The organism is Winogradskyella ludwigii (assembly GCF_013403985.1).
GTDB classification, from domain to species: domain Bacteria; phylum Bacteroidota; class Bacteroidia; order Flavobacteriales; family Flavobacteriaceae; genus Winogradskyella; species Winogradskyella ludwigii.
Map to the genome: position 1 here is coordinate 24608 of NZ_JABFDF010000004.1, position 26272 is coordinate 50879.

Here is a 26272-nt window from a genome sequence, read left to right on the forward strand (position 1 = left end):
GAGTGATTTTAAATTATGAAAATTGTTTCGAGAACCTCTTGTAAATAGATGCTTCTCGATACAATAATCCAAAAAAAAGGAATTTCACTCGAATTGATGTTAATAAGTACTTCTGCAGTTACAAATAGAGAGTGTTATTCCTGCGAAGCCAGAAATCCACTATATAATAAAATGATAACGATTAATACTTTTATTAAATCGAAATCTCTTTAAACGTAATCCCTAAAGCTTTCTGTGTATCTAGAATTTTTTGCATTTCACCTGGAATAATTAAAGCAATAGATTGCCCAGTTTTCCCAGCTCTGGCTGTACGACCACTTCTATGTGTGTAATATTCTAAGTGTTCTGGTAATTGGTGATGTAATATAAACGCTAAATTATTAACATCAATTCCTCGCGCTGAAACGTCTGTAGATATTAATACTTGTAAGCTTTCATTTTTAAAAGCACGCATTACTTTATCTCGATCTCTTTGTTGCATATCACCTTCTAAAGCACCAACTGCAAAACCTTCTTGTTGTAATTGATGTGTTAAGGCTTGCGTACCTGCTTTAGTTTTACAAAAAATGATGCCTCTTTCATCTTGACGTTTCTCTAAGATGCGGATAATTATATTCAACTTATCTTTAATACTAGTGTGAACAAAATGATGCGAAATGTTTTCGTTAACCAAAGCATTTTTATTTACTTCAACTCTAACCGCATCTTTAGACATGTATGTTTTAACGATATTTTTAATTTCGTCTGGCATCGTTGCAGAAAATAACCACGTGTTACGTTTCTTTGTATTGTATGATAATATTTTAGTCAAGTCCTCTTTAAAACCCATACTTAACATTTCATCTGCTTCATCTAAAACTAAGATTTTTACATTCGAAATGTCTACAGCTCCACGTTCTACTAAATCTAGTAAACGTCCTGGTGTTGCCACAACAATATGTGTTGTTCTGGTTAAGTTTTTAATTTGTTTATCTATTTTTTCACCACCATATACACCTTCGGCAAAAATCTTCTGATCAATATACTTCGTGAATCTAAACAGTTGTTTTTGTATTTGTTGTACCAATTCGCGAGTTGGAGCAATTATCAAAGCCTGAACATCAGAATTATTGGTATCAATGGCATGTAAAACTGGCAAGCCAAAAGCAGCCGTTTTTCCTGTTCCTGTTTGTGCTAAACCAATTAAATCGGTCTTAGATTTTAATAAAATAGGAATTGCAGTTTCTTGTATTTCTGTTGGATTTACAATGTTAAGTTCTTTTAAACCTTTTATGTAATTCTTATGTATTCCTAATTGTGAAAATGTTGTCATAATATGTAATTGTGTTGCAAAGGTAATTTGTTCTTTTGATGAAATTTATCAATTTGAGTAAATTTTACGATCGACAATAAGTGAAATTTGTATCGAGAATAAGAATTTTTAATAAGATGTGTTCTCGATATGATTTTTTCATTCGTCAAAATCACTCGAACTGACGTTCTAAATCAGAAAAAATGTATGTCTTCAATAGTTAAACTACCAACTAATTGGGCGATAATCTTTTAGGAATTTACCAGACCAATGTTTTCCAGTGTTAATACCATCAAATAAAGGATCCATAACACGAGCAGCACCATCTACAATATCTAAAGGTGGTTGAAAATCGTGTAAGTCTTGTTTGCGTTTCGCTAATTCTGCAGGATCTTCGTCTGTAACCCAACCTGTATCAACGGCATTCATATAAATACCCTCTTTAGCTAAACTACCAGCTGCTGTATGCGTTAACATATTTAAAGCGGCTTTTGCCATGTTGGTATGCGGATGACGGTCTTCCTTAAAAAAGGAGTGAAACTTCCCTTCCATCGCAGACACATTGATAATATGCTTTTGTCCTGTGTTGTCTTTTTTCATGACTTCAGACAAGCGATTACACAAAACAAATGGTGCTACAGAATTTACGAGTTGAACCTCAATCATTTCTGTGGTTTCAATTTCACCAAGCTTTAATCTCCAACTGTTGGTTTTTCTTAAATCCACTTGTTGTAAATCGGCATCTAATTCTCCTTCCGGAAAAACTTCTTGGGATACCAATGTATTATCAAAACTATACGGAATCTGAGATAATTTTGCAGACGAGCGTAAACCAATTCCTGGTTCTGGTCCATGCCAAGTTACTGGCATATTTTTATTAGGAGATGCTGTAGATGTTAACTGTTGTAACTCCAATAAACATTCTGTATGATCGTTTAATAAATCGCGTGCAAACTTAGGTAACTCTTCATTTGGAAGTTCTTCGTTTGGCATTAAGTGACTATAAAAACCTGCTGGTCTTCTAACGGTTTGTGCCGCATTATTGATAAGAATATCAAGTTTTTCGTAGCGTTGTTCTATAAAATTACAGAAGATTTCTACACTAGGAATATGCCTTAAATCTAAACCATGAATTTTTAAACGGTGTCCCCATTCTGTAAAGTCTTCTTCTTTAGAAAAACGCAACGCAGAATCTACAGGGAAACGCGTCGTAGCAATAACCGTTGCTCCACCTCGTAATAACATTAAAGTAATATGATAACCAATCTTTAATCTAGATCCTGTAATCACAGCTACTTGGCCTTTTACATCTGCCGTTTGGAAACGTTTGGCATAATTAAAATCGCCACATTCTTCACACATAGTATCATAAAAATGATGCAACTTGGTAAATAACGTTTTACAAACGTAGCAGTTTCTAGGAGATTCTAACTCTAATTGTTCTTTGGCTTTTAAGTCGGCTTCAGGCAATAATTTAGGTGCAACAAAAATATGTGCTTCTCTTGCACTACGTATTCCTGTTTCTTTACGAGCATTTTTATCTCGAGCAGCTTGTTTTCTTTTCGCTGCTTTTTTTCCATCCTTTTTACGTCTCGAAAATTCCTCACGACTTGGACGTGATAATTGTCCTGAAGCTTTAATTAAAGCGGTTCGTTGTGGTTTTGGAATTTCGAAAATTTGGTCTGTATCAGCAACTAAACGTTCTAAAATAGAAATACAGTTTTCAATCTCATGGACTGAAATTTCATCTAATTTATCTGATTTATCGTTGCTCATAACTCTATTTTAGGACTACTCTTTATATAATACTAACCTTCTTGAAGCTCTTTCTTAGACTTTCTATATGTATAAGAATTAAAGATACTACGTCTTGCAAAACGCATTTGTTTATCTGAATTTAAAAATTTGATAAACACACCTTTAGGTACTCCAAAATATTCGTAAGTAGCACCATCTTGAAATGTAATTTCTAAAAGCAATCCTTTATGCTGAAAATCTAAAATTGTAGAATTCGTTATAGTATTTGTATACTCTTCTAAGTTTGCAGCTCTTGTTTCTGGTGCAATACTTACCAAAAAGTGATAACCGTCAATAATCTCAACACTTTTTAATTCCGCTTCTTCTTGTCCTTCATCTCCATCTTGAAACTTATCTGGATGCCATTCTTTTACTAAATTTCTATAAGTCTTTTTCAAAGTTTTTAAATCTAATGGACCTTCTTCTATAGAAAATAACTTTTTGTACTGGTTGATGCGTTTCATGTTGAGTGCTTTATTTTGAGGCGCAAAATTACGATATTTTATGATATAATGATCTATTAAATCAGTATATCATTTTAACTCTTTTTTACGGCCTAAATAAGTCGGAATAAATAAAAAACGGAACTAAATAATTAGTTCCGTTTACCATCAATACTAAGGGATAAATAAAGGATTAGATAGTGATTGTTACGTTTTTGGATTTCCGTTCTTTCTTAATAGTAATTTTATAAGTTGTTAGAGATGCTTTATCAATGGCATAAACAATTTCACATTTAATTTTATCAAAAGACCAACCAGGATATTGTTTAGCAATTTTAGTGCTTACATTATAAGGTAACCGAATGTCATTGTAATATTCTTTACAACTTATTATTTTACCTGCTTTGTTATATACAGCTTCAACGGTATTACCACCTTCCATAAAATTAACGGTGTATGTTGTGTTGCGGTTAGATAGATAGACATCAGCCGTCTTAATATCATAATTGGCAACAATCTTCTGTATTTTCTTAACTACAATAGCAACACCATCATGACTAGCCAAAGACAAATACTCGCTATTTAAGTTTGCTACAGTATTAATAGATTTACTTTTAGAATACATAATAGCATCTGAATTTGTTACTTCTGCGATGTCATTCTGTGCAATCATAAGGTTGGTTAAACCTAAAGCAATTAAACCAAGTACATGCGTTTTCATAAGATAAGATTTTTAAGAATTATACAATGAGTTGTTTTTTAAAGGTGCAACCAAGGTATATAACTTATATCCTAATCTACTGATATATAGATAGACAGCTAATGAACATCCAATAGACATTTAATAGACAGTAATAAAAAACGTATGAATTTGATTATATATTCTGAATAAAATCATCCAGATCTACAGCTTCTGTAAGATGAAGTTTTTTTCGAAGTCTGTAACGACTTGTATTGAGAGAAGCCAAGGTAATATTCTGCAATGTAGCAATGCTACGACTATCAATTTTTAAACGAATTAATGAACATAGTCGTATTTCGTTCTTACTCAAATTAGGAAATCGTGAGGTAAGTTCACTATAAAAACCATCACTTAATTTATCTAAACGTTCAAAGAATTCTTTGGTGTCATTATCAAAAGTAACTTTGTTATGAATTTCTAGTTCTAACTCTTGTAGTAAGTTTTTACTGTCCGTTTTATTCGCATCTTTATAGGCTTTTATTTTATCTGCTAATGTTTTAGCCCATTCTTGATTCTGAGTTAGATTAATGGCAAAATCAGACAAATCACGTTCTTTCGATTTAATTTCAGAATGCAATTGTTTTACTTTTAAAGCCGTGTTTTCTAATTTTTGTTCGGATAGTAATTGTTTGTTCTTTGCATTAATATGGTGTTGTCTCCGTCTTAAAAATAAGAGTAGCAATATGATTATAAATGTTGATGATACTATGGAGACCATCCAAAGTTTTAAACGTTGACTTTCTATTTTATTTTCTTTTTCAATTTCAGCAATTTCGGCCTGTAATTGTATGCGGTCTAAAGCTATAGTATTAAGTTCTTCTCTCCATCTATTTTCTGAATTAAGCGTTAAATTATGATTGATATTTGTTAATTCTTGAATAGCATCTAAGGTTGTGTAGGCTTGTTTATAATCTTTTTGAACGGAAAATAAATTAGATTTTACTGTTAAAAACTCTAACTGAGAAGACGACCTCAGAGAAGCATTATTTATAGAATCATCTACAACTAACTGTAATTCATCTATAACCTTTTGAGCCTCTGCAGGCCTATTGAGTTTTATTAAGGTCTTTGCTTTCTGACTCCCTGAACTTATTAACCTTGGAATATCTCTAGTAAGTGATTTCTCATTAATGGCATGTTTGTAAAATTCAAAATTTTCACTGTAGAGCTGTAAGGCCTTGTCGGACTTATTAGATTCAAAATAAATATCAGCCATATTATCCCGAATACTACCAAGCAATGTATGTTTTGGAAAGTGTGCCTTAGTGTAAGAATACGCTTTATTGAAATATATTAAAGCAGAATCTAATTGCTTTTTATTCCAATAATAATACAAACCATAATTGTTATAAGCTGAAGGTTTGGCAATAAAAATATAAGGCTCAATAAACTTTATATTCTGTATATGTTGATTTTTTGCACTATCTAAATAACCGATTTTCGCATAATTCTCTGCCTGAACACTATATGAGTACGTAATCATTTCAACTAAATCCTCCTCTTCTAACCCACTTAATTCGGCTTTGTTTTCAGAATAATATGCAAAAAACTTTCTGTACCACTTTATCGATTCCTTAGGAAAACGTAATTGCATAAACCAATTTCCAGAATGCAAGTAGCTGTGCAATTTAAAATCATGATGATTCTCTATTGCATCCAACAATTCCATACGCTGGAAATGTTGCGCTAAATACGTTTGCAATTGTGATTCGGAAAAAGATTCGCGTCTAAACGTTTTATAATCATTCTCAGGGAAATCAACTTGCATTTCCCTAGATATGTTATTATAGCGCAAGAAGGCTTCTTCACTAGTAAGCACTTCTTGAGCGTTACTAATTAAAGGTAATAACAGCTGAACGAATAGTAAAAATAGTGTTGCCTTTTTCAGTGTATTTTGAAATTGGTTCTTTCAAATATACAAGAATTTTACCTTAGTCTTATTTAATTGTTATAGGCATTAATCTTCTGGTGGAAACCCATGAATTTCTTCAAATTTTTCATCAAAATTAGTTCTTAAATAAGACGTTAATTTCTTCTGATAATCATCTTTTAACCATTTCAAGAAGTTATAAGTACTTCTACTAATGCATTTTGCATAAGTATCAATTCGTTGATTAATATCTGCTTTTAGCAACTTAGACAACGCAATAGCATCGTAGACATCTTCACTATTTTCAATACAAATTTTAGCATGTTGCTCTATAGAGCGCTCTAAAACAACCTTAGAAGATTCCCCTTTGGCAACGGCATCTTTATAGGTTTGTTTAATATCAAAATAGGTTTCTTCAGACTTTGAAAATTCTTCTTTTACTTCGTCAGATAAATCATGTTTGAAGTTAGATTCTATGGCTTCATCACCTTTAATACGATCTGCAAACCAGTTTGGTGACTTAAAAATTGTTTGCCAATCTAAATTATCTCCCCAAGGACCAAATCTATGAAGGTTATTTCCTAAATCTATAGTTGTAAATTTAGATTTAGTATTTAAAATACGAGAACCACGACCAATCATTTGGTAATATAATGTCAATGATTTTGTTGCTCTGTTTAAAATAATGGTATCAATAGTAGGCTCATCAAAACCAGTGGTTAAGATACTTACCGAAGTTAATATCGCATCTGGCGTTTCATGAAACCATTTTAAAATCTGCTTACGTTGCTTCTTTGTAGCCGTATTGTCCAAGTGCATAATTGGTAAATCTGCTTCTTTAAAAGCATAATACACACTAATAGACGTGTTAATCCCATTATTAAATATCAACGCTTTTTTACCTAATGAATGCTTTTTGTAAGCATCTACTAATTTTTGAAGCATTGATGGACTAGAATATAAATCTTCCGAAGATTTTACCGTATAATCTCCATTAGAACCAATTTCTAAAGACGTTAAACCCATATCGTAAGCAAACGTCTCTGCACGTGCTAAAAACTCATTTTCTATAAGACTCTCTATAGTTTCTCCTGTAATAAGCTCATCGTAGTTATCCTTCATAGGCAACTCTTTATTAGAACTTAAAGGTGTTGCGGTTACACCTAGAATAAATGATTTTTCGAAAAACTTAAAAAGTTTCGTAAAAGAGTTATAATGCGCTTCATCAATAATCACCAAACCAACGTCAGAAATATCTAACATATTCTCGTTTAGACGGTTGTTCAAGGTTTCAACCATAGCTACGAAACAAGAAAAATCTGCTTGATCATCTAAATTCGCCTTGCTATTAACCACTTTATTTGTCACACCAAAACTATCTAACATTTTAGATGTTTGGTTACAAAGCTCAACCCTGTGTGTCATTATCAAAACCTTTTTATTGTGGTTTTTTAGATATTGACGCACCATTTCAGAGAAAATTACCGTTTTTCCACCACCTGTAGGTAATTGATATAGTAAGTGGTAATCGTCACGTTCTGAATCAAATTTTTCAAAAATCTGGCTTATTGCTCCTTGTTGATAGTCGTATAATTCTTTATCTGTTTTCTTTTCTTTTACAGCTTGACTTGTTTGAGACATATTTTTTTTCGAAGTATTTAAATGCAGTTGCAAATTTACAACACTTTGGCTCACAAAAAAAGTATCAATTCAATTGATATAATATCAATTTATATAACGAAACAATAATTATTATATATTTACGTTTCAAACAATTATTAGATTACTTTTTTCCTCTATGAAATACATCCTTTTTTGTTTTACGCTGGTATGCACTACTTTTATGTGTCTTGCGCAAGAAGACTCACTTTCTACATCCTTAAAGATTGAATTACAAACGGTTAAATTTAACCGAGGATTAATAATCGAAACCATAGAAATTCCATTAATTACAAATTCAGCTCCTTCAATTGATATTAAGGCTGAAAATTGGAATAACACATTATACAATCCTTATGCAAATACGCTTCAACAATTTCCATTAGAATTAAAATTTACAGACACTACTTATGCGTCTCCTGTTTCTCATAAAAAGGTAGTAACGTCTCATTATGGTTGGCGAGGAGGTAGACCTCACAATGGTATTGATATAGATTTAGTTACTGGAGATAGTGTCGTTGCTATACTGGATGGCGTGGTTCGTTTGGCAAAATATGTTAATGGTTATGGAAATACAGTTGTTATTCGTCATTATAATGGTTTAGAATCTACATATGCACATTTATCTAAAATTGATACCAAGGCAAATGACACTATTAATAAAGGTCAGTATATTGCAAAAGGTGGAAATACTGGGAATTCTAGAGGAAGTCACCTCCATTTAGAATTGAGTTATAAAGGAGAATCTATTCACCCTGAATACCTTTTCGATTTTTCACCAAAAAACTCCATTAGAGCAGAAAAAGTTTGGGTTACACAAAAATGGACACATGCTAGATTTCATAATTCTAGACGCGTAAGTAAAGTTAATGTCCTAGAATCTAAAGAAGCTGCTTTGGCTAGTTTAGTAAAACAACGCAGTATCTATGTGGTAAAGAAAGGAGATACACTTTATGATATTTCTCGAAAAAATAACATGTCTATCTCGGCTCTTTGTAATACCAATGCTATTAAAAAATCATCTCCATTAAAGATTGGTCAAAAATTAGTTTTAGAACTTTAAACAAAGACAATAAGACACTTCTCTGTTAGAATCAAGAATTAAGACTTGGTTCTTAATAGTCTAAACAAAATTCGTTATTACCTTTAAATACTAGAGGGTCTTATTCCTCCTATTAATTCAGAATATAACCGAAATTAAGATAATCTATTCTCTTAATTCTGATTGAGTATTTTGAAAATTGATTAATTTGCACCTTTAAAAATTTTCTTCGATTTGAAAGTCTGTATTGCCGAAAAACCAAGTGTTGCCAGAGAAATTGCATCTGTTTTAGGAGCTACCACTAAACGTGATGGCTACTACGAAGGTAATGGTTATGCGGTAACTTACACCTTTGGACATCTTTGCACCTTATATGAACCTGCAGATTACAAACCGTATTGGAAAAGTTGGGACTTAAACAACTTACCCATGTTACCCGAAAAATTTGAGGTCAAAGTCTCTAATAATGATGGTATTAAAAAACAATTCAACATTGTAAAAAGTTTATTTGACAAAGCTGAATTAGTGATTAATTGTGGTGATGCTGGCCAAGAGGGAGAATTGATTCAGCGATGGGTTATTAATAAAGCGAATTACAAAGGAAAAGTACAGCGTTTATGGATTTCGTCATTAACAACGGAAGCGATTAAAGAAGGTTTCAAAAATTTAAAGCCTTCTGAAAATTACGATAACCTTTATTATGCCGGTTTTTCGCGCTCTATTGGAGATTGGCTTTTAGGCATTAATGCCACACGACTCTATACTGTAAAACATGGTGGTTATAAACAAGTTCTTTCTGTTGGACGTGTGCAAACACCAACTTTAGCAATGCTTGTTAATCGTTTTAAAGAAATTGAGAATTTTGTACCACAACCCTATTGGGAATTACAAACCCTTTATAGAGATACCCTTTTTAGTTATGAAGAAGGTCGTTTTCTTAAGATGGAAGATGGCGAAATTTTAGCTAAAAAAGTAAAAGAACACGATTTTGAAATTGTCTCTATTACCAAAAAGAAAGGTACAGAATATGCACCAAAGTTATTTGATCTTACTGGTTTACAGGTTTACTGTAACACTAAGTTTGGATTTTCTGCAGATGACACGCTTAAAATAGCACAGAAATTATACGAGAAAAAGGCGGTTACGTATCCTAGAGTAGATACCACGTTTTTACCTAATGATGTTTATCCTAAAGTAAAAGGTATATTATCTAAACTAACTGATTACTCAAGTCTTACAGCTACTTTATTGGATAAAAAGATAAAGAAATCTACTCGAGTATTTAATGATAAAAAAGTAACCGATCACCATGCGATTATTCCAACCGGAATGCAAACGCATTTGCAATACAATGAGCAACAGGTTTATGATATTATTGTAAAACGCTTTATTGCCGTTTTTTATGACGATTGTAAAGTATCTAACACTACTGTTATTGGAAAAGCTGCAGATGTCAATTTTAAAACTACAGGAAAAGAAATTTTATCTAAAGGTTGGCGCGTTGTTTTTGAAAAACAAGACCGTTCAGCTTCACCTAGTCATTCAAAAGATAAGTTATTACCAACTTTTGTTAAAGGAGAAAAAGGACCACACGAACCTTCATTTATAGAAAAGCAGACTAAAGCACCCAATTACTATACAGAAGCCACATTGCTGCGTGCCATGGAAACTGCAGGAAAACAAATAGATGATGATGAGTTAAGAGATTTAATGAAAGAAAATGGTATTGGTCGTCCTTCTACTCGTGCCAATATTATTGAAACCTTATTTAGACGTAAATATATAAAGCGAAATAAAAAACAAATATTACCAACAGTTACAGGGATTCAGCTTATTGATACCATTCAAAATGAACTTCTAAAATCTGCTGAATTAACTGGTACATGGGAAAAACAATTAAAAGATATTGAAAAAGGAGAATTTAGCGCTAGTGCTTTTATAAAAAGCATGAAACGTATGGTTGATGCTTTAGTTTACGAGGTTAGAAGTGAAAAAGTACAAACCCGAATTTCTGCGGTTAACAACAAACCCGTCTCAACTTCTAAAACAAAAGCAAAATCTAAGACGAAGACAAAAACCGAAACTCTAGTTGGCAGCTCATGCCCTAAATGTAAATCGGGTTCTTTATTAAAAGGAAAATCTGCTTATGGTTGTAATCTTTATGGTAAAACTTGTGATTTCACTTTACCTTTTAGTTTTGGCGATAAAAAAATCTCAGAAAAGCAATATATTAGATTAACCACAAAAGGCTCGACTGTAAATTTAAAAGGTTTTAAAATTGATGGTACGTCTCAAGAAGGTTTGTTACGTTTTGATGAGGCGTTCAAATTAAAATTCGAACCAAAACAAACGATTCAAAAACCACAGCTTAAAGCTGGAGATGCTTGTCCTAAGTGTAAAACAGGAAAAGTCTTAAAAGGAAAATCGGCTTTTGGTTGCAGTAATTACAAAGTAGGTTGCGATTTTAGGGTTGGATTTTAATTAGCGTTTAGTAACAAAATCAAAGCTGATTGTTATTCTTCTAATAGTTGTATGGGCACATAAAAATCTTCTTCAGAATCTGAACTTCCATTTTTATACTTCGCTCCCATTATCTGAAAATGTGGTCTATTATCAATTTTATAACCTGAATTAGGCAACCATTCGGTCATGATTTTTTGATACGTTAATCCAGCATCCATCCCTTTATGTAGAAATATCGCATATGTACCACTCGGAATACTAAAGCTTTTCATGCTTTGAGGTACAGCATTAAAATTGGCTACTTCTACACATGCCCATATATCGAATTCTGTTTTTGGTTCACCGCTTTCCTGCAAATTGAAGATCTGTATGGCTATGAATTCTTCAGAAACAATATGTTTTAATTCATGTTTTCTTGGCATAAACTGTTTCCAAAGTCCCAATATATCTTGCGATTCATTCAATTTAGTTTTAGTAGATAATCCAATTACTTTTATTTCATGAGTTTGTTTTATTGTAGGATTCATAGTGTATATAAAATTGAAACTTAAAGGTATAAAAAAAGCACAAGTGTTTAAACTTGTGCTTCCAAGAATTAGCATTAACACCAACCAATCATTATTCACTAATTCTTTAACTAACCAAAAACATCTTACATACCTGGTAACACTACTGTATCAATAACATGAATTACACCATTAGATTGATTAACATCTGCGATGGTTATCATAGATTTATTACCAGCACTATCTTTTAACACTAAAGCTTTACCATCCATCATAGCCGTTAACATTCCACCATTTACAGTTTTAAATGTCGCTTTTCCACCACCTTTTTTAATCGCTTTCATAATATCTTTTCCGCTAAATTTCCCTGCAATAACATGGTATGTTAATACAGCTTGTAATTTTGCTTTATTTTCAGTCTTTAATAATGTTTCAACGGTACCTTTTGGCAACTTATCAAATGCTGCGTTTGTTGGAGCAAATACTGTAAAAGGCCCATCTCCTTGTAATGTTTCTACTAATTCTGCTGCTTTTACTGCGGCAACTAAAGTGGTATGATCTTTAGAATTTACGGCATTAGAAATAATGTCTTTAGAAGGATACATTTCTGCACCACCAACCATTTTTGTATTCTTTTCCATTTTAGTTTGTGCCATTGCACTAGTTCCAAACATTAATGCTACTGCTAATGTTACTGCTGAAATAAATGTTTTCGTTTTCATCGTTTAAGTTTTAAATTAATTGTTTCTCTACTTACGAAGTTATTTAGGAGTCGGTTTTAAAACATCTGAATTATTTTAAAAAAGATTGTAATACTTAAACTGAAATCTAAAACTAAGGCACAAAAAAAAGCCATTATCAGAGATAATGGCTTTACTATTTTATTTCAACTAAATGATTATTTTGCTTGCTTAACTCTTACTGCATTCATACCACGTTGTCCTTTCTCTAATTCGAAAGTTACTTTGTCATTTTCTGCAATTTCATCAATAATACCACTTACGTGCGTAAAATGCTTTTCGTTAGTTTCTGTATCTATTATAAATCCAAATCCTTTAGAATTATCATAGAAAGATACTTTTCCATTTCTAATAGGATCAAAAGGTTCTTCATCAGACTCTTCTTTTGTAGGAATACCTATAACAATATTCTCAGCTTTCACCTTAATCTTCATTGCTGGATCCGGAGGAGTATCAGTTAAATTCCCATTATGATCTACATAAGCGATCGGGATTCCGTCTGAACCATTTTCGTCTTTGTTGAGTTTACGCGCTTCCATTTTCTTGCGCTTGTCTTCTCGCTTTTTTAATCGTTTTTTTTCTTTTTCACTTTTACTAAAAGTCTGTTGTGATTTAGCCATTCGTAGTTTTAAAAATTAATATGTGTGTGTGCTTTTGAAAATATGTATAATGCAAACAAGTTAACTAACTTAACAATGAATAGTATTAAAATCTAGTACAATAACTTAAAGATAAAGTTATTTGTTTTAGTATATCTTCAATAAACGAAGGACAAAGATACAATTTCTATACCAAATATTAAATTTTAAAGCCTATAAACAATCGCAAAAAGTGTACTATCTACAAGTTTTAACTCATTTATTGCCTTATTTTTATCTAAAAAGAAAGATTTTAAATTATTTTTAAGCAACTTATCTTACTGTTCATCTGCGAAATAAACATTAAAAATGTTAAATGAATTTATAACCTAACTAATTTACCTGTATATAATAATTTAGTGTTGTTAGTATTTGTTAGCTCTAAGAAAGCGTTGCCATTAGGTTTTACGTTTATACTTATGGTATAAGCCTTAGTTTTTATACTAATTGAAATCTCTTGGTCCTCATCATTAAAGGTTGTACTTATTTCACTGTTGTTATCTTTTAATGAATGTACAGCTCTATCTTTTGAAAACGCATGTAATTGACCAGATACACTTCGTTTATTAATTTCTATTTTATTTACATCTCCGTTAAGTATTTCTCTTTCCTGACTATTACGTATAACGTTAGCTACAAATTGATAGTGCTCAGTTTCAACAACACTTTTAGAGGTTTTATAAGTTGCAGCAAAGATTTCTTTTTGACTTTTTTTAGATTGTGCAGACATAAATGTTGTTGCAGAGAGACTAAAAAGTAAGGCTAATAAAACTAATTTCTTCATATATTATAATTCTTATTTAGGTTCTAAAATAATATTAATACGCTCAATAGCATCGATATAATGATATTCTGTTTCTGTATTTACTCCTCTTTTTGAGGCTAAAGTAAGTAAACGCTTTACAACGGTTAACTCACCTCTAACCAATGATCTAACGTCCGATTGATTAACGTTATAATATTGTCTGCTACGATTTTGATCTAAATCTTCTGTCATCAAATCAAACATAGCATCTAAATAAACACGTTGCAAATTACGTCTAAAAACGGAAACATTAGCCCCTGATTTTGTTTCTGACCAAATTCCTGTTCGTAAATCACTCATTAATTCTAAAGCAGAATAGTTTTTAGAATCCAAAGCCTTATGATCTATAAGTCTACCTAAACGCTCAAAATTCAATAAATTATTTAAGTGTCTTGCTTGTAAACTTCTAATACGATCTGTATAACCTGCATAATTTATATTTTGAAGAATAGATTGATCTATTAACCAATCTGGAGTTTCAAAAGCATTACTATGCAACCAACTTATCGCCGATTTTTGGTAAGATTTTGAAACCGGAGTATAAACAACACCTTCTTGCGATGGATTTTTAGTCTCTTCCTCTACTCCACCAACATGAGCAACTACATGACCAACATAACGGCTCCAAACGCTAAGCAACTCTCCATAAAGCTCTTCTAAATCGTCATAATTATCTGTTTTATCACTTGTCCAAGATGGTAAATTCTTAGCAACTATTTTTAGGTTTTTAAGTCCGTATGTACTCGCTTTAATACTATTGTTGCCAATATCTTCGGTTTGGGCCGTAGGATCAAATCGGCTACTTTGCTTTCCATATTTATAAATAGGATCTCCAGCTTTTTCCATAACCCAACTACTCAATATCTCTTTTTCAGCATCGGCAGATTTGGCATCGTGAATATATCTGTAACCATAATTAATAGCATAATTATCATAAGGTCCTAATTGTCTTACAAACCTAATGTTTTCATCTCCCGGTTGCGCAATGTAGTTGTAACGTGCATAATCCATAATCGTTGCTGCAATACCATTTTTTTGAGTGAAGTCGCCATCTCTATAACTCTCTACGTCATAAGCATAACTTGCACTCATGTTATGTGGTAAACCTAGCGTATGACCAACTTCATGAGCAATTACCATTTTCATCATTTCACCAATATCTCCATCTGGAGTATTTAAACTTCTGGCTGAAGGATTTGCAGCTCCTGTTTCTAATAAATAACGATTTCTATACGAGCGTAAATGGTTATGATACCAAATAATATCACTTTCAATAATCTCACCACTCCTCGGATCTGAAACACTTGGTCCTGTTGCATTTCTAGTGGTACTAGCTACATATCTAACCACGGAATATCGAATATCTTCTGGGCTAAAATCCGGATCTTCTTCTTTAGTAGGAGGATCCTTCGCGATTATGGCATTTTTAAATCCAGCAGCTTCAAAGGCCTTTTGCCAAAGTTCGATTCCTTCTTTCATATATGAACGAAATTTCATCGGTGTAGCTGGATCTAAATAATAAACAATAGGTTTTATAGGTTCTACCAATTCTCCTCTGTTGTAAGCTTCAATATCTTTTGGAATTAATTTCCAACGTCTTAAATATGATTTACTTTCAGATTTTAATTCTTCACTTGAATAATCATATTTATTCATTGTAAACCAACCAACACGATTGTCTGCAAGACGCGATTGCATTGGTATTTCTGGCAATAAAATCATAGATTGATTCATTTGCACACTGATTGTTTCGTCACCAGTATTTATTGGAGGATTAGACGCATTATAGGTGAAATCTTGTTTTACTTCTATATTCTCAGGAAAACTTTTAACAGAATTAATAAAGCTTCTGGATTTATCTAAATTCTTAACTTTATAAGATGATCGTAATCTTGAAGATAAGCCGCTAATGGCCTTTACATCTGAACTGTAAAAGCTAGTAACATCAATAACTACAGATGAAGAATCTTTTGAAAATGCTGCAATATCAAAAGCATATAATGTAGGCTCGTAATTGTTAGATTTTACAGATATATGAATTGGTAAGCTATCTGCAGCTATAGCGCTTGATGATTTTTCTTTTATCAGGATTTTGTTTTTGAAACGTTCCCAATTAATCATTCTTGTATTAGTTTTGGTTCCTGCATTAACATAACCTCCTCCTAAATTTGAAGGTAATTTTGAAAAACGACTTACCAATAACATATCTGTGCTTAGATATTTTATTGGTATTTCAAAATAATAAGTGTCTCCTACTAAATGCACATCAAATAAACCAGAATCCGAAATGGCATCCTTAGTAATTACTTTATCGTAATCTTTGATTTTTCCGTTCGTTTTTTTAGGTCCTTGCGTTTTTGTTTGCGCAGTTTGGTTTTTGCCTTTTTTATTACCTACAGATCTTGCTGTTGAACACGACAATAAAATGAAAGAACAAAGTGTTAATGCTAGAATTTTTCTCATAAATTAAAGGTAAGTTTATTAAAAATACTGCTAAAGATAATTAATAGATTTTATATTTTTAAGAATTTCTTAAAACCTGTTAAAACCTGCTCTTATTACCTAATTCTAAAGTACTTTTGCTTCAAATTTACAGTCATGTCAAAACTATTACCCATTTTTAGGATTATTGCAGTGTTAGAAGGTGTTTCATATATCTTATTATTGTTTATTGCGTCTCCTCTAAAATGGTTTTATGACGATCCTCAATATGTAAAATTATTAGGAATGCCACATGGCATTTTATTTATGGCTTATGTAGTTATTGCAGTATTAATTAGCTCTGACATGAAATGGTCTACGCGTACACTTTGGATTGTACTAATTGCTTCTATTCTTCCGTTTGGAACTTTTTATATTGATAAGAAATACTTAAATAAAACGAGTCGTGCTTAATATAAGACACATTCTATATAATTTTCTCATAGAAAAAGGCATATCTGAAAATACAGCAATGTATCTTAATATGCTTGGACTTTTAATTGCGCTTTTAATTGGCGTTTTTATAGTAGACTATATTACTAAGCGTTTACTTTGGCGATTTTCTGCAGGAGTTGCAAAACGTACCAAAACTGATTTTGATAATATTCTTATCACCAATAAACTACCACGAAACATTGCTCACGTTATTCCGCTTTTAATTTTAATTGAATTTATACCTCAGGTTTTTACAGATTTTGAATTGGTGCAGATTTTTATTGAAAAGACCTTAATAATTATTACCATTCTCTTAACGCTTCAGATTATTAGAAGCCTTTTAAAATCTATTAAAGATTATCTTAAAACGTTAGACAGATACAAAGACAAACCTGTTGATAGTTACGTACAAGTCTTCATGATTTTTGCCTGGATGTTAGGTGGTTTCTCAATATTAGCGATTATTACTGGAGTATCATTTTTAAAGTTTGCCACAACCTTAGGTGCCGCTTCTGCTGTAATTATATTAATTTTTAAAGACACTATTTTAGGTTTTGTAGCGAGTATTCAAGTCTCAATTAACGATATGGTTAGAATTGGAGATTGGATCACTTTTGACAAATACGGAGCAGATGGTGATGTTATTGAAATTAACTTAGCTACTGTAAAAGTACAGAATTGGGATATGACGATTACCACAATTCCTACGTACGCTTTAATTTCAGATTCTTTTAAGAATTGGAGAGGTATGATGGATTCTGGAGGCAGACGTATTAAACGTTCTGTAATTATAAAAGTCTCTACCATTAAATTTCTTAATACTGAAGATATTGAGCGTTTTAAGAAAATTCAATTAGTTACCAAATATATTGAATCAAAATCTAAAGAGATTAATCTGTATAACGAAAAAATTGGTGCAGATAAATCCGTATTAATTAACGGAATTAATCTCACCAATTTTGGAGTCTTTAGAAAATATTTACAAACTTATGTAGAGAATCACTCAGCAATTAATGAAAACATGACCTTAATGGTACGTCAATTAGAACCTACTTCTCAAGGTATTCCTATGGAAATTTATGCGTTTAGCAAAGATCAACGTTGGGTAAATTACGAATTTATCATTGGAGATATCTTTGACCACGTGTTAGCTGCTGTAAAATATTTTGATCTTGAAATTTACGAACTTTCTCTAGGAAAATAAACTAGACTTTATTCAATCTATCTCTCACAAACTCTACTTCTGTTTTTCCATGTGGTTTAGGTTTACCATCTTCTCCTAAGTTTACCATTATAATATTATCGACAGTAAGAATGGTTTCTCTAGTCATTTTATTTCTGGCTTCACATTTCAAAGTTATTGAAGATTTACCATATTTGGTAACCTCTATACCAATCTCAACAATATCTCCTTGTTTTGCAGATGACATAAAATTAATTTCAGACATGTACTTCGTAACAATCTTAGAATTTTCTAGCTGAATAATTGTATAAAGTGCCGCTTCTTCATCTATCCAAGCTAAAAGTTGTCCTCCAAATAAAGTAGCGTTAGGATTTAAATCTTCGGGTTTAACCCATTTTCGGGTATGGAATCTCATCATATTTATTTTTCTTTAAGTTGTACTTAGTCCTTTTTTTATAGTTATAAAGATAAGGCTTACATGGCTTGGTATACTTTCAATTCTATTAGATTTATGAATGTTTAAATGTATAATGTTAATAACAGCGTTAATAATATATTTCTATCTTAAACTGCGGTGTTGGCTAATCCTTTAATTTTAATATTGAATTAATCCGAAACCAAATCATCATGACTTCAAGATCTAAAAACCTACTAGACATTAGACCAGAGATTACATCTGCAAGAACTTACGAAGGTATGAGTACTGAAGAAGCTTTTCAGAATACAACATTGAGACCTGTTATAAAATTACAGCACGATTTACTAATGGCTGTATTTAGTAACTATATTGCTAAACGCAAAAATGTATTTTTTGAATTAGAACTTCCAAAACAGTTAGAATACATAGAGCATGCCGTCCAAAAAGACACCAAATTTAGAAATAATTTAAAAGGCTTAATTATTGGTCAATTTACAGTTGAAGAATATGATCTTTATACTCAAAACTCTTCAGCATTAAATAAACGCATCATCACTATTATTAAAGAACGATTAATTCATAGTATTCAACTTTTTTCTAAACCGAAGGCTAAATAAGTGATATGAATTATAATTTAAGCTATTAAATCAAAGATTCCCCATTCAAATTAGTAGTGAGCACATCACTCATATAATTAAAAAAAGGTCTTACGTTTTTAAAAGATATATTAACATCATTTAAAAAATCATCTGCTAAAACCTCTTTATCAGTATATTTTTTAACAAAGATAAATTGTTTCCTTTTTATTAAATCTATTGCAGGATGTGTCTTATCAAACCCTTTTGGAGATGTCTTTAGTTCGTCTCCTGTGAAACCTCCCCAAGTACTGCTAAAGGTTTTATCGTTTAAGATGTCTCGAATTTCGCTGTCATCCATTTCAAACTCTTTTCTTATACGTAGTAAATCTTCTTTATTGGGATCCCAAAACCCAGTAGCAATAAAAGATTCGTCATTAGGCTGAATATGTAGATAATAACCACCTCTTAGTTCTGGTTTACGTCTCGCAAAAGAACCTCCAAAATGCGTTTTATAAGGTAATTTGTTTTTAGAAAAACGAACATCTCTATAAATTCTAAAGATTTTAATTTTTTCTATCTGATCGTGAGTTTCCATTAACGCTCCCAAATGATTATAAGCTGCTTTAACCTTGGTCTCAATTGCTTTAAATTCTGGCTTATTTTCATTAAACCAATCCCGATTATTATTTTTTTCAAGCTTTTTAAAAAAGCTAAAGAGTTCTTTAGGAATAGTATCGTTCATTGCAATTTAATTTTTTATAAAAATAAAAAAAAGCCATCGGATTGATGGCTTTTAAAAGTTAATACTTGTTGTGTTTCTAATTATTATCAACGGCGTCCTCGACATCATCTGCTGCATCTTCAACCGCATCTCCTGCATCGTCAATGGCATCTTCAACTTTATCGCCTGTAGATTTTTGTTCTCTACAGCTCGTTGTCATTAAACTTAAACTAAATAATGCGATAAATAAATAACTTAATTTTTTCATTGTAATTGGGTTTTATTGATTGTTAGTTAATAGGTTCTAATGTAGATGAATCGTTTACATATTATTTGCTCAAATCGTAAAGGTTTTAACGCAATTGCATAAAAACAAATAACACTTAATTTCTATTTAGCAGACATTGGAGCTGTTTTCTCTGAGCTTTTTAAGTCTAACTGATTATCAAACTGTAATGTTCTAATTGGAAATGGAATATTAATACCTGCTTTATCGTAGGCTTTTTTAATTTCAATAATCGCTTTAGTTTTTGCTTTTAGTTTTTCTAGCATGCTTTCTGCATCAATCCAAAAACGGCATAAATAATTTATAGAACTGTCTCCAAATTCTGTATAATAAAATTCTACATCTTCTGGTGTTTCTATTTGATCAAAAGTGTTTGCAATAACCTCTTTGGTTAATTGCTGCACTTGTTCTAAATCAGATCCATAACCTACACCACAATCTAGAAAAACTCTCATTCTTGTCGTTAGTGAATAATTCTTCATTGGATTATCTAAAATCGTAGTATTTGGAATAATCACAATATTATTATCGGCTTCTTTAATCGTGAAATTTTTAAGGCTAATATCCATAATTTCACCAGAGAAGCCTGTTGTTTCTATCCAATCTCCAATTTTCACTTTCTTTCTAAACGATAAAACCAAACCAGCAAAAGTATTTGCTATAGTTCCTTGTAATGCCAAACCAATAGCCAAACCAACGACTCCTGCACCAGCAAGTAAAGACGTTAAGGCTTTTCCTAAATTTAAGACTCCTAGAGCAACAAATAATCCTAACGATACTACTAGAACAGCTGTAACTTTACCTATCGCACTTTTTATAGAATCTTGCTCGATTTGTTTTGATACTAATTTCTTAACCAATCTACTTATGTATTTGGCAGCGAAATACGATACCATCATCACTAAGACAGCTAAAATAAAATTGGGAATATTCTCAATTATGGCGTTAAACCATCCAATTAATTTATCTGTTAGGTTTCCTAAGGCTGTATTAAACTGATCTTTCATATTATATTTTGATTTTTTTTAATTACACACAAAGATCATTATGTTTTACAGATGAAATTTGCTCGTATCCTCTAAGTGTTAACGCTAATGAAATTTGTAGCGTTTTTAATACAACTCAAAATATTTTGAACCTAATCTCATACTTTCTAAAATTCCTAATTATTAAAAAAATATTGATAATTGTAAAAATTAGAGCTAATTCAATAGGAAAAAGGGAACTCGACAAACAACTTTTATCACGGTTGAAGTTTTGTTAAAAATTATCAACTAAAATGCTTGTGAGGTTTTATTTTTTTCCCTATCATGCACTACTATTTAAAACAGATATTATATTTATGGGTAGACCAGCAACAAGACCAACAGCACTCAAGGACGGATTCTATATTGAGATAAGAAATAAAGGCTCTAGATCAGGTGTAAAACTTTACAGTGGCACCAAGTTACAGATGCATCGTGCTATAAAAATGTATGAAAGATCTAAAGAAGTTATCATTTTAGGAGAATCTGTTAATGGAAAATTTGTGGATAAAGATCCAAAAGTTCACGTTGCAGGATAATTCCTGAATCTTATATTATAATTTAGTTTCTTAAAGAAATCTAATTAATACTGTTCTTTATTATATGTAAGTGAATAGTCTCTTTTTTTAGTAATCTTATATAAGAGATTCAGAAATATAAGTTCCACAACGTATTTAAAGCGGTTTAAGATTAATCTTAGACCGCTTTTTTTATTCAAAATTTACAGAATGTAAAATTAGTCCAGAAGCTGGTGCTATGTAATCCATAACTTCTGTACTTTCTAGTTTTAAGGTACTTTCAATGTATTCTAAAGTCACTTCACCTCTACCCAATTTTATTAAGCAACCAAACATCAACCTAATTTGGTTACGCATAAATCCTTTTCCAATAACTTTGAAGACAAAAGTCTGCTCAGGAAAAAAATTGGCTCTATATATGGTGTTTTCAATAATTTCTGCAGACTTAATGGCTCTTACATATTCTCCTTTATCTGTTGCACGATAACAATAGGTTTTAAAATTATGAGTGCCTTCAAATAATTTAGCTCCTTGTTTCATAATCTCTACATCGAGAGGCTCTAGAATTGTAGTTAGTATTGGTGCACAAAACGGATGATTTTTCTGCCCTTGAGAAAATACATAATGATATTCCTTTAATTTAGAATCCTGAATAATATTAAACGCTTTATCCACTTCTTTTATAGATAACGCTCTAATATCCTGAGGTAAATTATGATTGAATAGATCTAAAAATTCGTCAAAATCCTGAATAGGATCGTTATAAATGAATAATTCTAAAGCTGCTTCATTAGCAGAAACCATGGCATCTGTTCTACCAGCACCTAACGTTTTAAACTTAGTGTCCTGAAGAATAAATTTCAAGGTGCGATCTATCATTAGATGTACCGTTTTAACAGTAGGTTGTTTTTGCCAACCATGAAAACGATAGCCTAAATATTGAATTTTTATGAGGTAATAATAACGTTTATCAAACATTCTAGCAAGAACGTTATTTTATTGAAGAATCCAAAAGCAATGCTTATTTTTATGATCCAAAATAACAAATTTGAAAAGACCGTATCCGTTTGATCCTTTATTAAAGCATCACATTATAATTAGCATATTACTCGCTATTTGGGTGTTTATGTTTTTGTATTTCACAGAACCTCTAGACGTCAGTGAATTACCTGATAATGAAAAACTTATTTATTTACCTGGTTATGGCTTAGTTGGCGGATTTTGTTATTTTCTATTTCTACCTTTTCAACAATTTTTGTACAATACGTCTAACACAGCATGGACCATTTTAAGCGAAATTATATTTATTCTCACGTTCACTTTTGTAACCCTATTAATTGCTAGACTTTATTACCTCTATATCGTTGTTGCTAACGAACCTAATCCATACACTTTAGGCTACATGCTTTCTGCAATACTTCTTCCTGCAATGGCTACTATTTTACCAATTATATTAATAGGTCGTTTTGCTTTTGGTAAATTTTACGAAAAACAATTAGAAGATCTAAAAATTGAAATTAAAGGAGACGGTAATTATGAAGGCCTAAGATTATTTATAAATGATATTATAAGTATTCAATCTGCAGATAATTATATCGAGGTTACCTACCTTTCTGGAGTTAGTTTGAAGAAAACATTAATAAGAAATAAACTGTCCGCTATTGATGCCGAATTTCCGGAGTTACTCCGTGCGCATCGTTCTTATCTTATTAATCCATTTCATTTTCAGCAATGGAAAACAGAAAATGGTAAGCTCTCCGTTATTCTCAATCATCATGTGGAAGTGCCAATTTCTAAAACCTACCAATCTGAAATAAAAACGGCTATTAATTCCACCACAAACTAAGGTTGTTTCGCCCCAAACACCTGCTATTATTGAATTGTAATTGATTTATAAAATATATTTGCTTCAGAAAGTTTAATCATATAAATCATTGAATCATGAAAAAATTAGCACTATTTACTATTACATTTTTTATTTCAACATTAGCATTTTTTGCACAATCTAATACTTGCGACTGCAAAACAGATTTAGATTTCATAGTTGAAAAAATAAAGAAAATGCCTTCTTACAAAAAGCAAATTAACGGCAATAAAGAAGTAGAATTTGAAACAACTTACCATACGCTTTCTTCAAAAATGAAAGAACCTATTCTTGTTGAAGACTGCTATAAAATGCTTTTAAAACAAATGCTTTTAGTTAATGATGCACATGCTTCACTTCAAATTAATACCACGATTATACCTGAAACTATTTTAGAAAACGACTCTCAATTTTTAGAATTTAAAACTACAGACTTATTTAAGCAACATCCAAAAACCCGTCTTGATATTTCAAATTTAAAAGATGAATTAGCACAAAAATCTTTAGACGATTTAGAAGGCATCTACAATTATAAAGACAACGAAAAAATAGGCATCTATTATTCTGATAATAAAAAAGACCTTATTGGTGTGGTATTAGAAACGAATTTAAAACAATGGACTGTTGGCGACATTAGATTTTATGCTGAACACACCAATAATAAAAAGTACAACGTTTACTATTATAATACAGCGACAAAAACACCTGGATTAGTAAAAAGTTTATCTTTTGATAACGGCAGAATCTGGTCTTACAAAAAAGTAGGAAACAGTAATGATTTTGAGTTTGCAGACAACAATGATAGCCTTACAGTCTTTAAGCAAATTAATAAAGATACACAGTACTTGTATTTTAAATCTTTTGGGAATAGCAAGAAAAAAGAATTAACCACATTTTATAATGACACTAAAGACAAACTAACAGCAAAAAATGTAATTGTAGACCTTAGAAGCAACAGTGGTGGAAACAAGAAATACTCAGATGTTTTCTTAAAATTATTAAAGAATAAAAATGTTTATGTGCTCACCAATTCTTTTACAGCAAGTAATGGTGAACAGTTCACGCTTAAATTATTAAATAATAAAAATGCTAAACACTTAGGACAAACTACTTTTGGAGTTATAGCTTATGGTCTAAATTACGGAAGAAGTTACAACACGCCTTCAGAACATTTTAGAATAACACCTACAGATATGAATTTTCATAAATATTTTGAATACGAAGGAAAAGGTATCAATCCTGAAATCCCATTAGCTTTTGATAGTGATTGGATTGATCAAACCTTAAAAATCATTGAAACTGACAATATATAAACAGTTACAAAGTATTTACGTGATTCTAATGCACGATTAAACTTTCTGAAATTTCATTAGAACAACTGTCGCTAACTAAGTTAGTGACAGTTTATTTTTCCCTACTTTTTAACACACTAACTACATCATTCAGCTTAAAACCTTTAGCTTGCAACAACATTAAGTAGTGAAATAACAAATCTGCACTTTCATCTAAAAACAAATCGTCATTATCATCTTTAGCTTCAATAACCACTTCAACGGCTTCCTCTCCTACTTTTTGAGCGATTTTGTTTATACCTTTTGCAAAAAGTGATGCCACATAAGATTTTTCAGAATCACCAGCTTTTATTCTTGATTCTATAGTCTCTTCAAGATTAGAAATAAAACCATAAGTTTCTTTATTCGTTTCATTCCAACACGTATCTGTACCTTTATGGCACGTTGGCCCTTTTGGATTAACTTTAATTAACAACGAATCACTATCACAATCTAGTTTAATATCAACTAGATTTAAAACATTGCCACTTTCCTCACCTTTTGTCCAAAGTCTTTGTTTTGTTCTGCTAAAAAACGTCACTAATTGTGTTGAAATTGTTTTTTGAAGTGCGTCATCATTCATATAACCTAACATTAAAATTTTGTTAGTTGATGCATCTTGAATAATTGCAGGAACAAGTCCGTCTGGGTTTTTATTAAAATCTACGTTCATAATATTTTATATCCTTACTGGGATTCCTTTATTTTTTAATTCTTCTTTTAATTCTAAAATTGGGATTTCTCCAAAATGAAAAACACTAGCTGCTAATGCTGCATCTGCTTTTCCTTCTTTAAATGTATCAACAAAATGTTGTATAGTTCCTGCACCTCCTGAAGCTATAATTGGAATATTTACTAAATCTGATAATTTAGCTAAAGCTTCATTTGCAAAGCCTGCTTTTGTACCATCATGATTCATTGACGTAAATAATATCTCGCCAGCACCACGTTGCTCTACTTCTTTTGCCCATTCAAATAGTTTTATTTCAGTCGGAATTGTTCCTCCTGCCAAATGCACTAACCATTCTCCATCAACTTCTTTGGCGTCAATAGCTACAACAACACATTGACTTCCGAATTTCTGAGATAATTCATTAATTAATTCTGGTCGTTTTACTGCCGAAGAGTTAATAGACACTTTATCTGCTCCACAATGCAATAAGTCATCAACATCTTCAACAGATGAGATTCCTCCACCAACGGTAAAAGGAATATTGACTTGTTCCGCTACTTTTAAAACCATATCATGCATGGTTCTTCTATTTTCTAATGTTGCTGCAATATCTAAAAACACCAATTCGTCTGCTCCTAAATCTGCATATTGTTTTGCTAATACCACAGGATCGCCAGCATCCCTTAAATCTACAAAATTCACACCTTTAACAGTACGACCGTTTTTAATATCTAGGCATGGTACAATTCTTTTTGTTAACATA

Annotated in this window: 26 protein-coding genes; 8 read left to right on the plus strand and 18 right to left on the minus strand. The window is 31.5% G+C overall.

Annotated elements, in window-relative coordinates; translation table 11 throughout:
* Nucleotides 1-193 precede the first annotated feature (193 nt).
* The 6 genes from HM981_RS10605 to HM981_RS10630 form a co-directional block, all read right to left on the minus strand.
* Nucleotides 194-1312 (minus strand): DEAD/DEAH box helicase, encoded by a 1119-nt coding sequence (locus HM981_RS10605; protein WP_179338779.1) that lies wholly within the window; start codon nucleotides 1310-1312, stop codon nucleotides 194-196.
* A 204-nt stretch (nucleotides 1313-1516) separates the two neighbouring features.
* Nucleotides 1517-3067, minus strand: coding sequence for an SDR family NAD(P)-dependent oxidoreductase (locus HM981_RS10610; protein ID WP_179338780.1), 1551 nt, complete (start codon nucleotides 3065-3067; stop codon nucleotides 1517-1519).
* A 32-nt stretch (nucleotides 3068-3099) separates the two neighbouring features.
* A complete protein-coding gene (locus HM981_RS10615; protein ID WP_179338781.1) occupies nucleotides 3100-3552 on the minus strand; it encodes a KTSC domain-containing protein in 453 nt (150 codons plus the stop codon).
* Nucleotides 3553-3724: 172 nt separating this feature from the next.
* The gene (locus tag HM981_RS10620; protein WP_179338782.1) at nucleotides 3725-4252 is read right to left on the minus strand and encodes a hypothetical protein; all 528 of its coding nucleotides are present in this window, start codon (nucleotides 4250-4252) and stop codon (nucleotides 3725-3727) included.
* A 154-nt stretch (nucleotides 4253-4406) separates the two neighbouring features.
* Nucleotides 4407-6041, minus strand: a complete 1635-nt coding sequence (locus tag HM981_RS10625) for a tetratricopeptide repeat protein (RefSeq protein WP_179338783.1) — start codon at nucleotides 6039-6041, stop codon at nucleotides 4407-4409.
* 189 nt (nucleotides 6042-6230) lie between these two features.
* Complete coding sequence (locus tag HM981_RS10630) at nucleotides 6231-7784, minus strand: DEAD/DEAH box helicase (protein WP_179338784.1); 1554 nt, start codon at nucleotides 7782-7784, stop codon at nucleotides 6231-6233.
* 157 nt (nucleotides 7785-7941) lie between these two features.
* On the opposite strand from HM981_RS10630, the gene HM981_RS10635 reads away from it, so the two are divergent.
* On the plus strand, nucleotides 7942-8865 hold the full coding sequence (locus HM981_RS10635; protein WP_179338785.1) for a peptidoglycan DD-metalloendopeptidase family protein: 924 nt from the start codon (nucleotides 7942-7944) through the stop codon (nucleotides 8863-8865).
* Nucleotides 8866-9078: 213 nt separating this feature from the next.
* On the plus strand, nucleotides 9079-11325 hold the full coding sequence (locus HM981_RS10640) for a DNA topoisomerase 3 (protein WP_179338786.1): 2247 nt from the start codon (nucleotides 9079-9081) through the stop codon (nucleotides 11323-11325).
* 32 nt (nucleotides 11326-11357) lie between these two features.
* Here the strand turns inward: HM981_RS10640 and HM981_RS10645 are convergent, their stop codons facing one another.
* The 5 genes from HM981_RS10645 to HM981_RS10665 form a co-directional block, all read right to left on the minus strand.
* Nucleotides 11358-11834 (minus strand): GyrI-like domain-containing protein, encoded by a 477-nt coding sequence (locus HM981_RS10645; protein WP_179338787.1) that lies wholly within the window; start codon nucleotides 11832-11834, stop codon nucleotides 11358-11360.
* Between the two features lie 125 nt (nucleotides 11835-11959).
* On the minus strand, nucleotides 11960-12535 hold the full coding sequence (locus HM981_RS10650; protein WP_179338788.1) for a fasciclin domain-containing protein: 576 nt from the start codon (nucleotides 12533-12535) through the stop codon (nucleotides 11960-11962).
* Between the two features lie 176 nt (nucleotides 12536-12711).
* Complete coding sequence (locus HM981_RS17425) at nucleotides 12712-13173, minus strand: cold-shock protein (protein ID WP_218846406.1); 462 nt, start codon at nucleotides 13171-13173, stop codon at nucleotides 12712-12714.
* A gap of 340 nt (nucleotides 13174-13513) precedes the next feature.
* A complete protein-coding gene (locus HM981_RS10660; protein WP_179338789.1) occupies nucleotides 13514-13975 on the minus strand; it encodes a DUF4251 domain-containing protein in 462 nt (153 codons plus the stop codon).
* A gap of 12 nt (nucleotides 13976-13987) precedes the next feature.
* Nucleotides 13988-16459 (minus strand): zinc-dependent metalloprotease, encoded by a 2472-nt coding sequence (locus HM981_RS10665; protein ID WP_179338790.1) that lies wholly within the window; start codon nucleotides 16457-16459, stop codon nucleotides 13988-13990.
* Between the two features lie 135 nt (nucleotides 16460-16594).
* Between HM981_RS10665 and HM981_RS10670 the strand changes: the two genes are divergently transcribed.
* Together HM981_RS10670 and HM981_RS10675 are read left to right on the plus strand one after the other, a co-directional pair.
* Entirely contained in the window at nucleotides 16595-16891 is a 297-nt protein-coding gene (locus HM981_RS10670) for a DUF3817 domain-containing protein (RefSeq protein ID WP_179338791.1), read from the plus strand.
* Nucleotides 16884-18116 carry a mechanosensitive ion channel family protein gene (locus HM981_RS10675; protein WP_317167173.1) on the plus strand — a complete coding sequence of 411 codons (1233 nt, stop codon included), beginning with the start codon at nucleotides 16884-16886 and terminating at the stop codon, nucleotides 18114-18116. The genes HM981_RS10670 and HM981_RS10675 overlap by 8 nt, the downstream gene beginning before the upstream one ends.
* A 1-nt stretch (nucleotide 18117) precedes the next feature.
* On the opposite strand, the gene HM981_RS10680 is transcribed toward HM981_RS10675, so the two are convergent.
* Complete coding sequence (locus tag HM981_RS10680; RefSeq protein ID WP_179339137.1) at nucleotides 18118-18510, minus strand: acyl-CoA thioesterase; 393 nt, start codon at nucleotides 18508-18510, stop codon at nucleotides 18118-18120.
* Nucleotides 18511-18722: 212 nt separating this feature from the next.
* On the opposite strand from HM981_RS10680, the gene HM981_RS10685 reads away from it, so the two are divergent.
* Nucleotides 18723-19130, plus strand: coding sequence for a glyoxalase (locus HM981_RS10685; protein WP_179338792.1), 408 nt, complete (start codon nucleotides 18723-18725; stop codon nucleotides 19128-19130).
* 25 nt (nucleotides 19131-19155) lie between these two features.
* Here the strand turns inward: HM981_RS10685 and HM981_RS10690 are convergent, their stop codons facing one another.
* The 3 genes from HM981_RS10690 to HM981_RS10700 all read right to left on the minus strand — a co-directional run bounded on the left by HM981_RS10690 (nucleotide 19156) and on the right by HM981_RS10700 (nucleotide 21105).
* Nucleotides 19156-19833, minus strand: a complete 678-nt coding sequence (locus HM981_RS10690; protein WP_179338793.1) for a DUF2461 domain-containing protein — start codon at nucleotides 19831-19833, stop codon at nucleotides 19156-19158.
* Between the two features lie 76 nt (nucleotides 19834-19909).
* Entirely contained in the window at nucleotides 19910-20080 is a 171-nt protein-coding gene (locus tag HM981_RS10695; RefSeq protein WP_179338794.1) for a hypothetical protein, read from the minus strand.
* A gap of 122 nt (nucleotides 20081-20202) precedes the next feature.
* On the minus strand, nucleotides 20203-21105 hold the full coding sequence (locus HM981_RS10700; protein WP_179338795.1) for a mechanosensitive ion channel family protein: 903 nt from the start codon (nucleotides 21103-21105) through the stop codon (nucleotides 20203-20205).
* 335 nt (nucleotides 21106-21440) lie between these two features.
* Between HM981_RS10700 and HM981_RS10705 the strand changes: the two genes are divergently transcribed.
* The gene (locus HM981_RS10705) at nucleotides 21441-21662 is read left to right on the plus strand and encodes a hypothetical protein (RefSeq protein WP_179338796.1); all 222 of its coding nucleotides are present in this window, start codon (nucleotides 21441-21443) and stop codon (nucleotides 21660-21662) included.
* A gap of 171 nt (nucleotides 21663-21833) precedes the next feature.
* Here HM981_RS10705 and truA read toward each other — a convergent pair whose 3' ends face one another.
* Nucleotides 21834-22619 carry a tRNA pseudouridine(38-40) synthase TruA gene (truA, locus tag HM981_RS10710; protein ID WP_179338797.1) on the minus strand — a complete coding sequence of 262 codons (786 nt, stop codon included), beginning with the start codon at nucleotides 22617-22619 and terminating at the stop codon, nucleotides 21834-21836.
* Nucleotides 22620-22689: 70 nt separating this feature from the next.
* Between truA and HM981_RS10715 the strand changes: the two genes are divergently transcribed.
* Entirely contained in the window at nucleotides 22690-23487 is a 798-nt protein-coding gene (locus HM981_RS10715) for a LytTR family DNA-binding domain-containing protein (RefSeq protein WP_246286218.1), read from the plus strand.
* Between the two features lie 95 nt (nucleotides 23488-23582).
* The gene (locus tag HM981_RS10720) at nucleotides 23583-24818 is read left to right on the plus strand and encodes a S41 family peptidase (RefSeq protein ID WP_179338798.1); all 1236 of its coding nucleotides are present in this window, start codon (nucleotides 23583-23585) and stop codon (nucleotides 24816-24818) included.
* A 91-nt stretch (nucleotides 24819-24909) separates the two neighbouring features.
* Here HM981_RS10720 and hisIE read toward each other — a convergent pair whose 3' ends face one another.
* Entirely contained in the window at nucleotides 24910-25509 is a 600-nt protein-coding gene (gene hisIE, locus HM981_RS10725; RefSeq protein WP_179338799.1) for a bifunctional phosphoribosyl-AMP cyclohydrolase/phosphoribosyl-ATP diphosphatase HisIE, read from the minus strand.
* 6 nt (nucleotides 25510-25515) lie between these two features.
* A complete protein-coding gene (hisF, locus tag HM981_RS10730; RefSeq protein WP_179338800.1) occupies nucleotides 25516-26271 on the minus strand; it encodes an imidazole glycerol phosphate synthase subunit HisF in 756 nt (251 codons plus the stop codon).
* Nucleotide 26272: the final 1 nt, after the last annotated feature.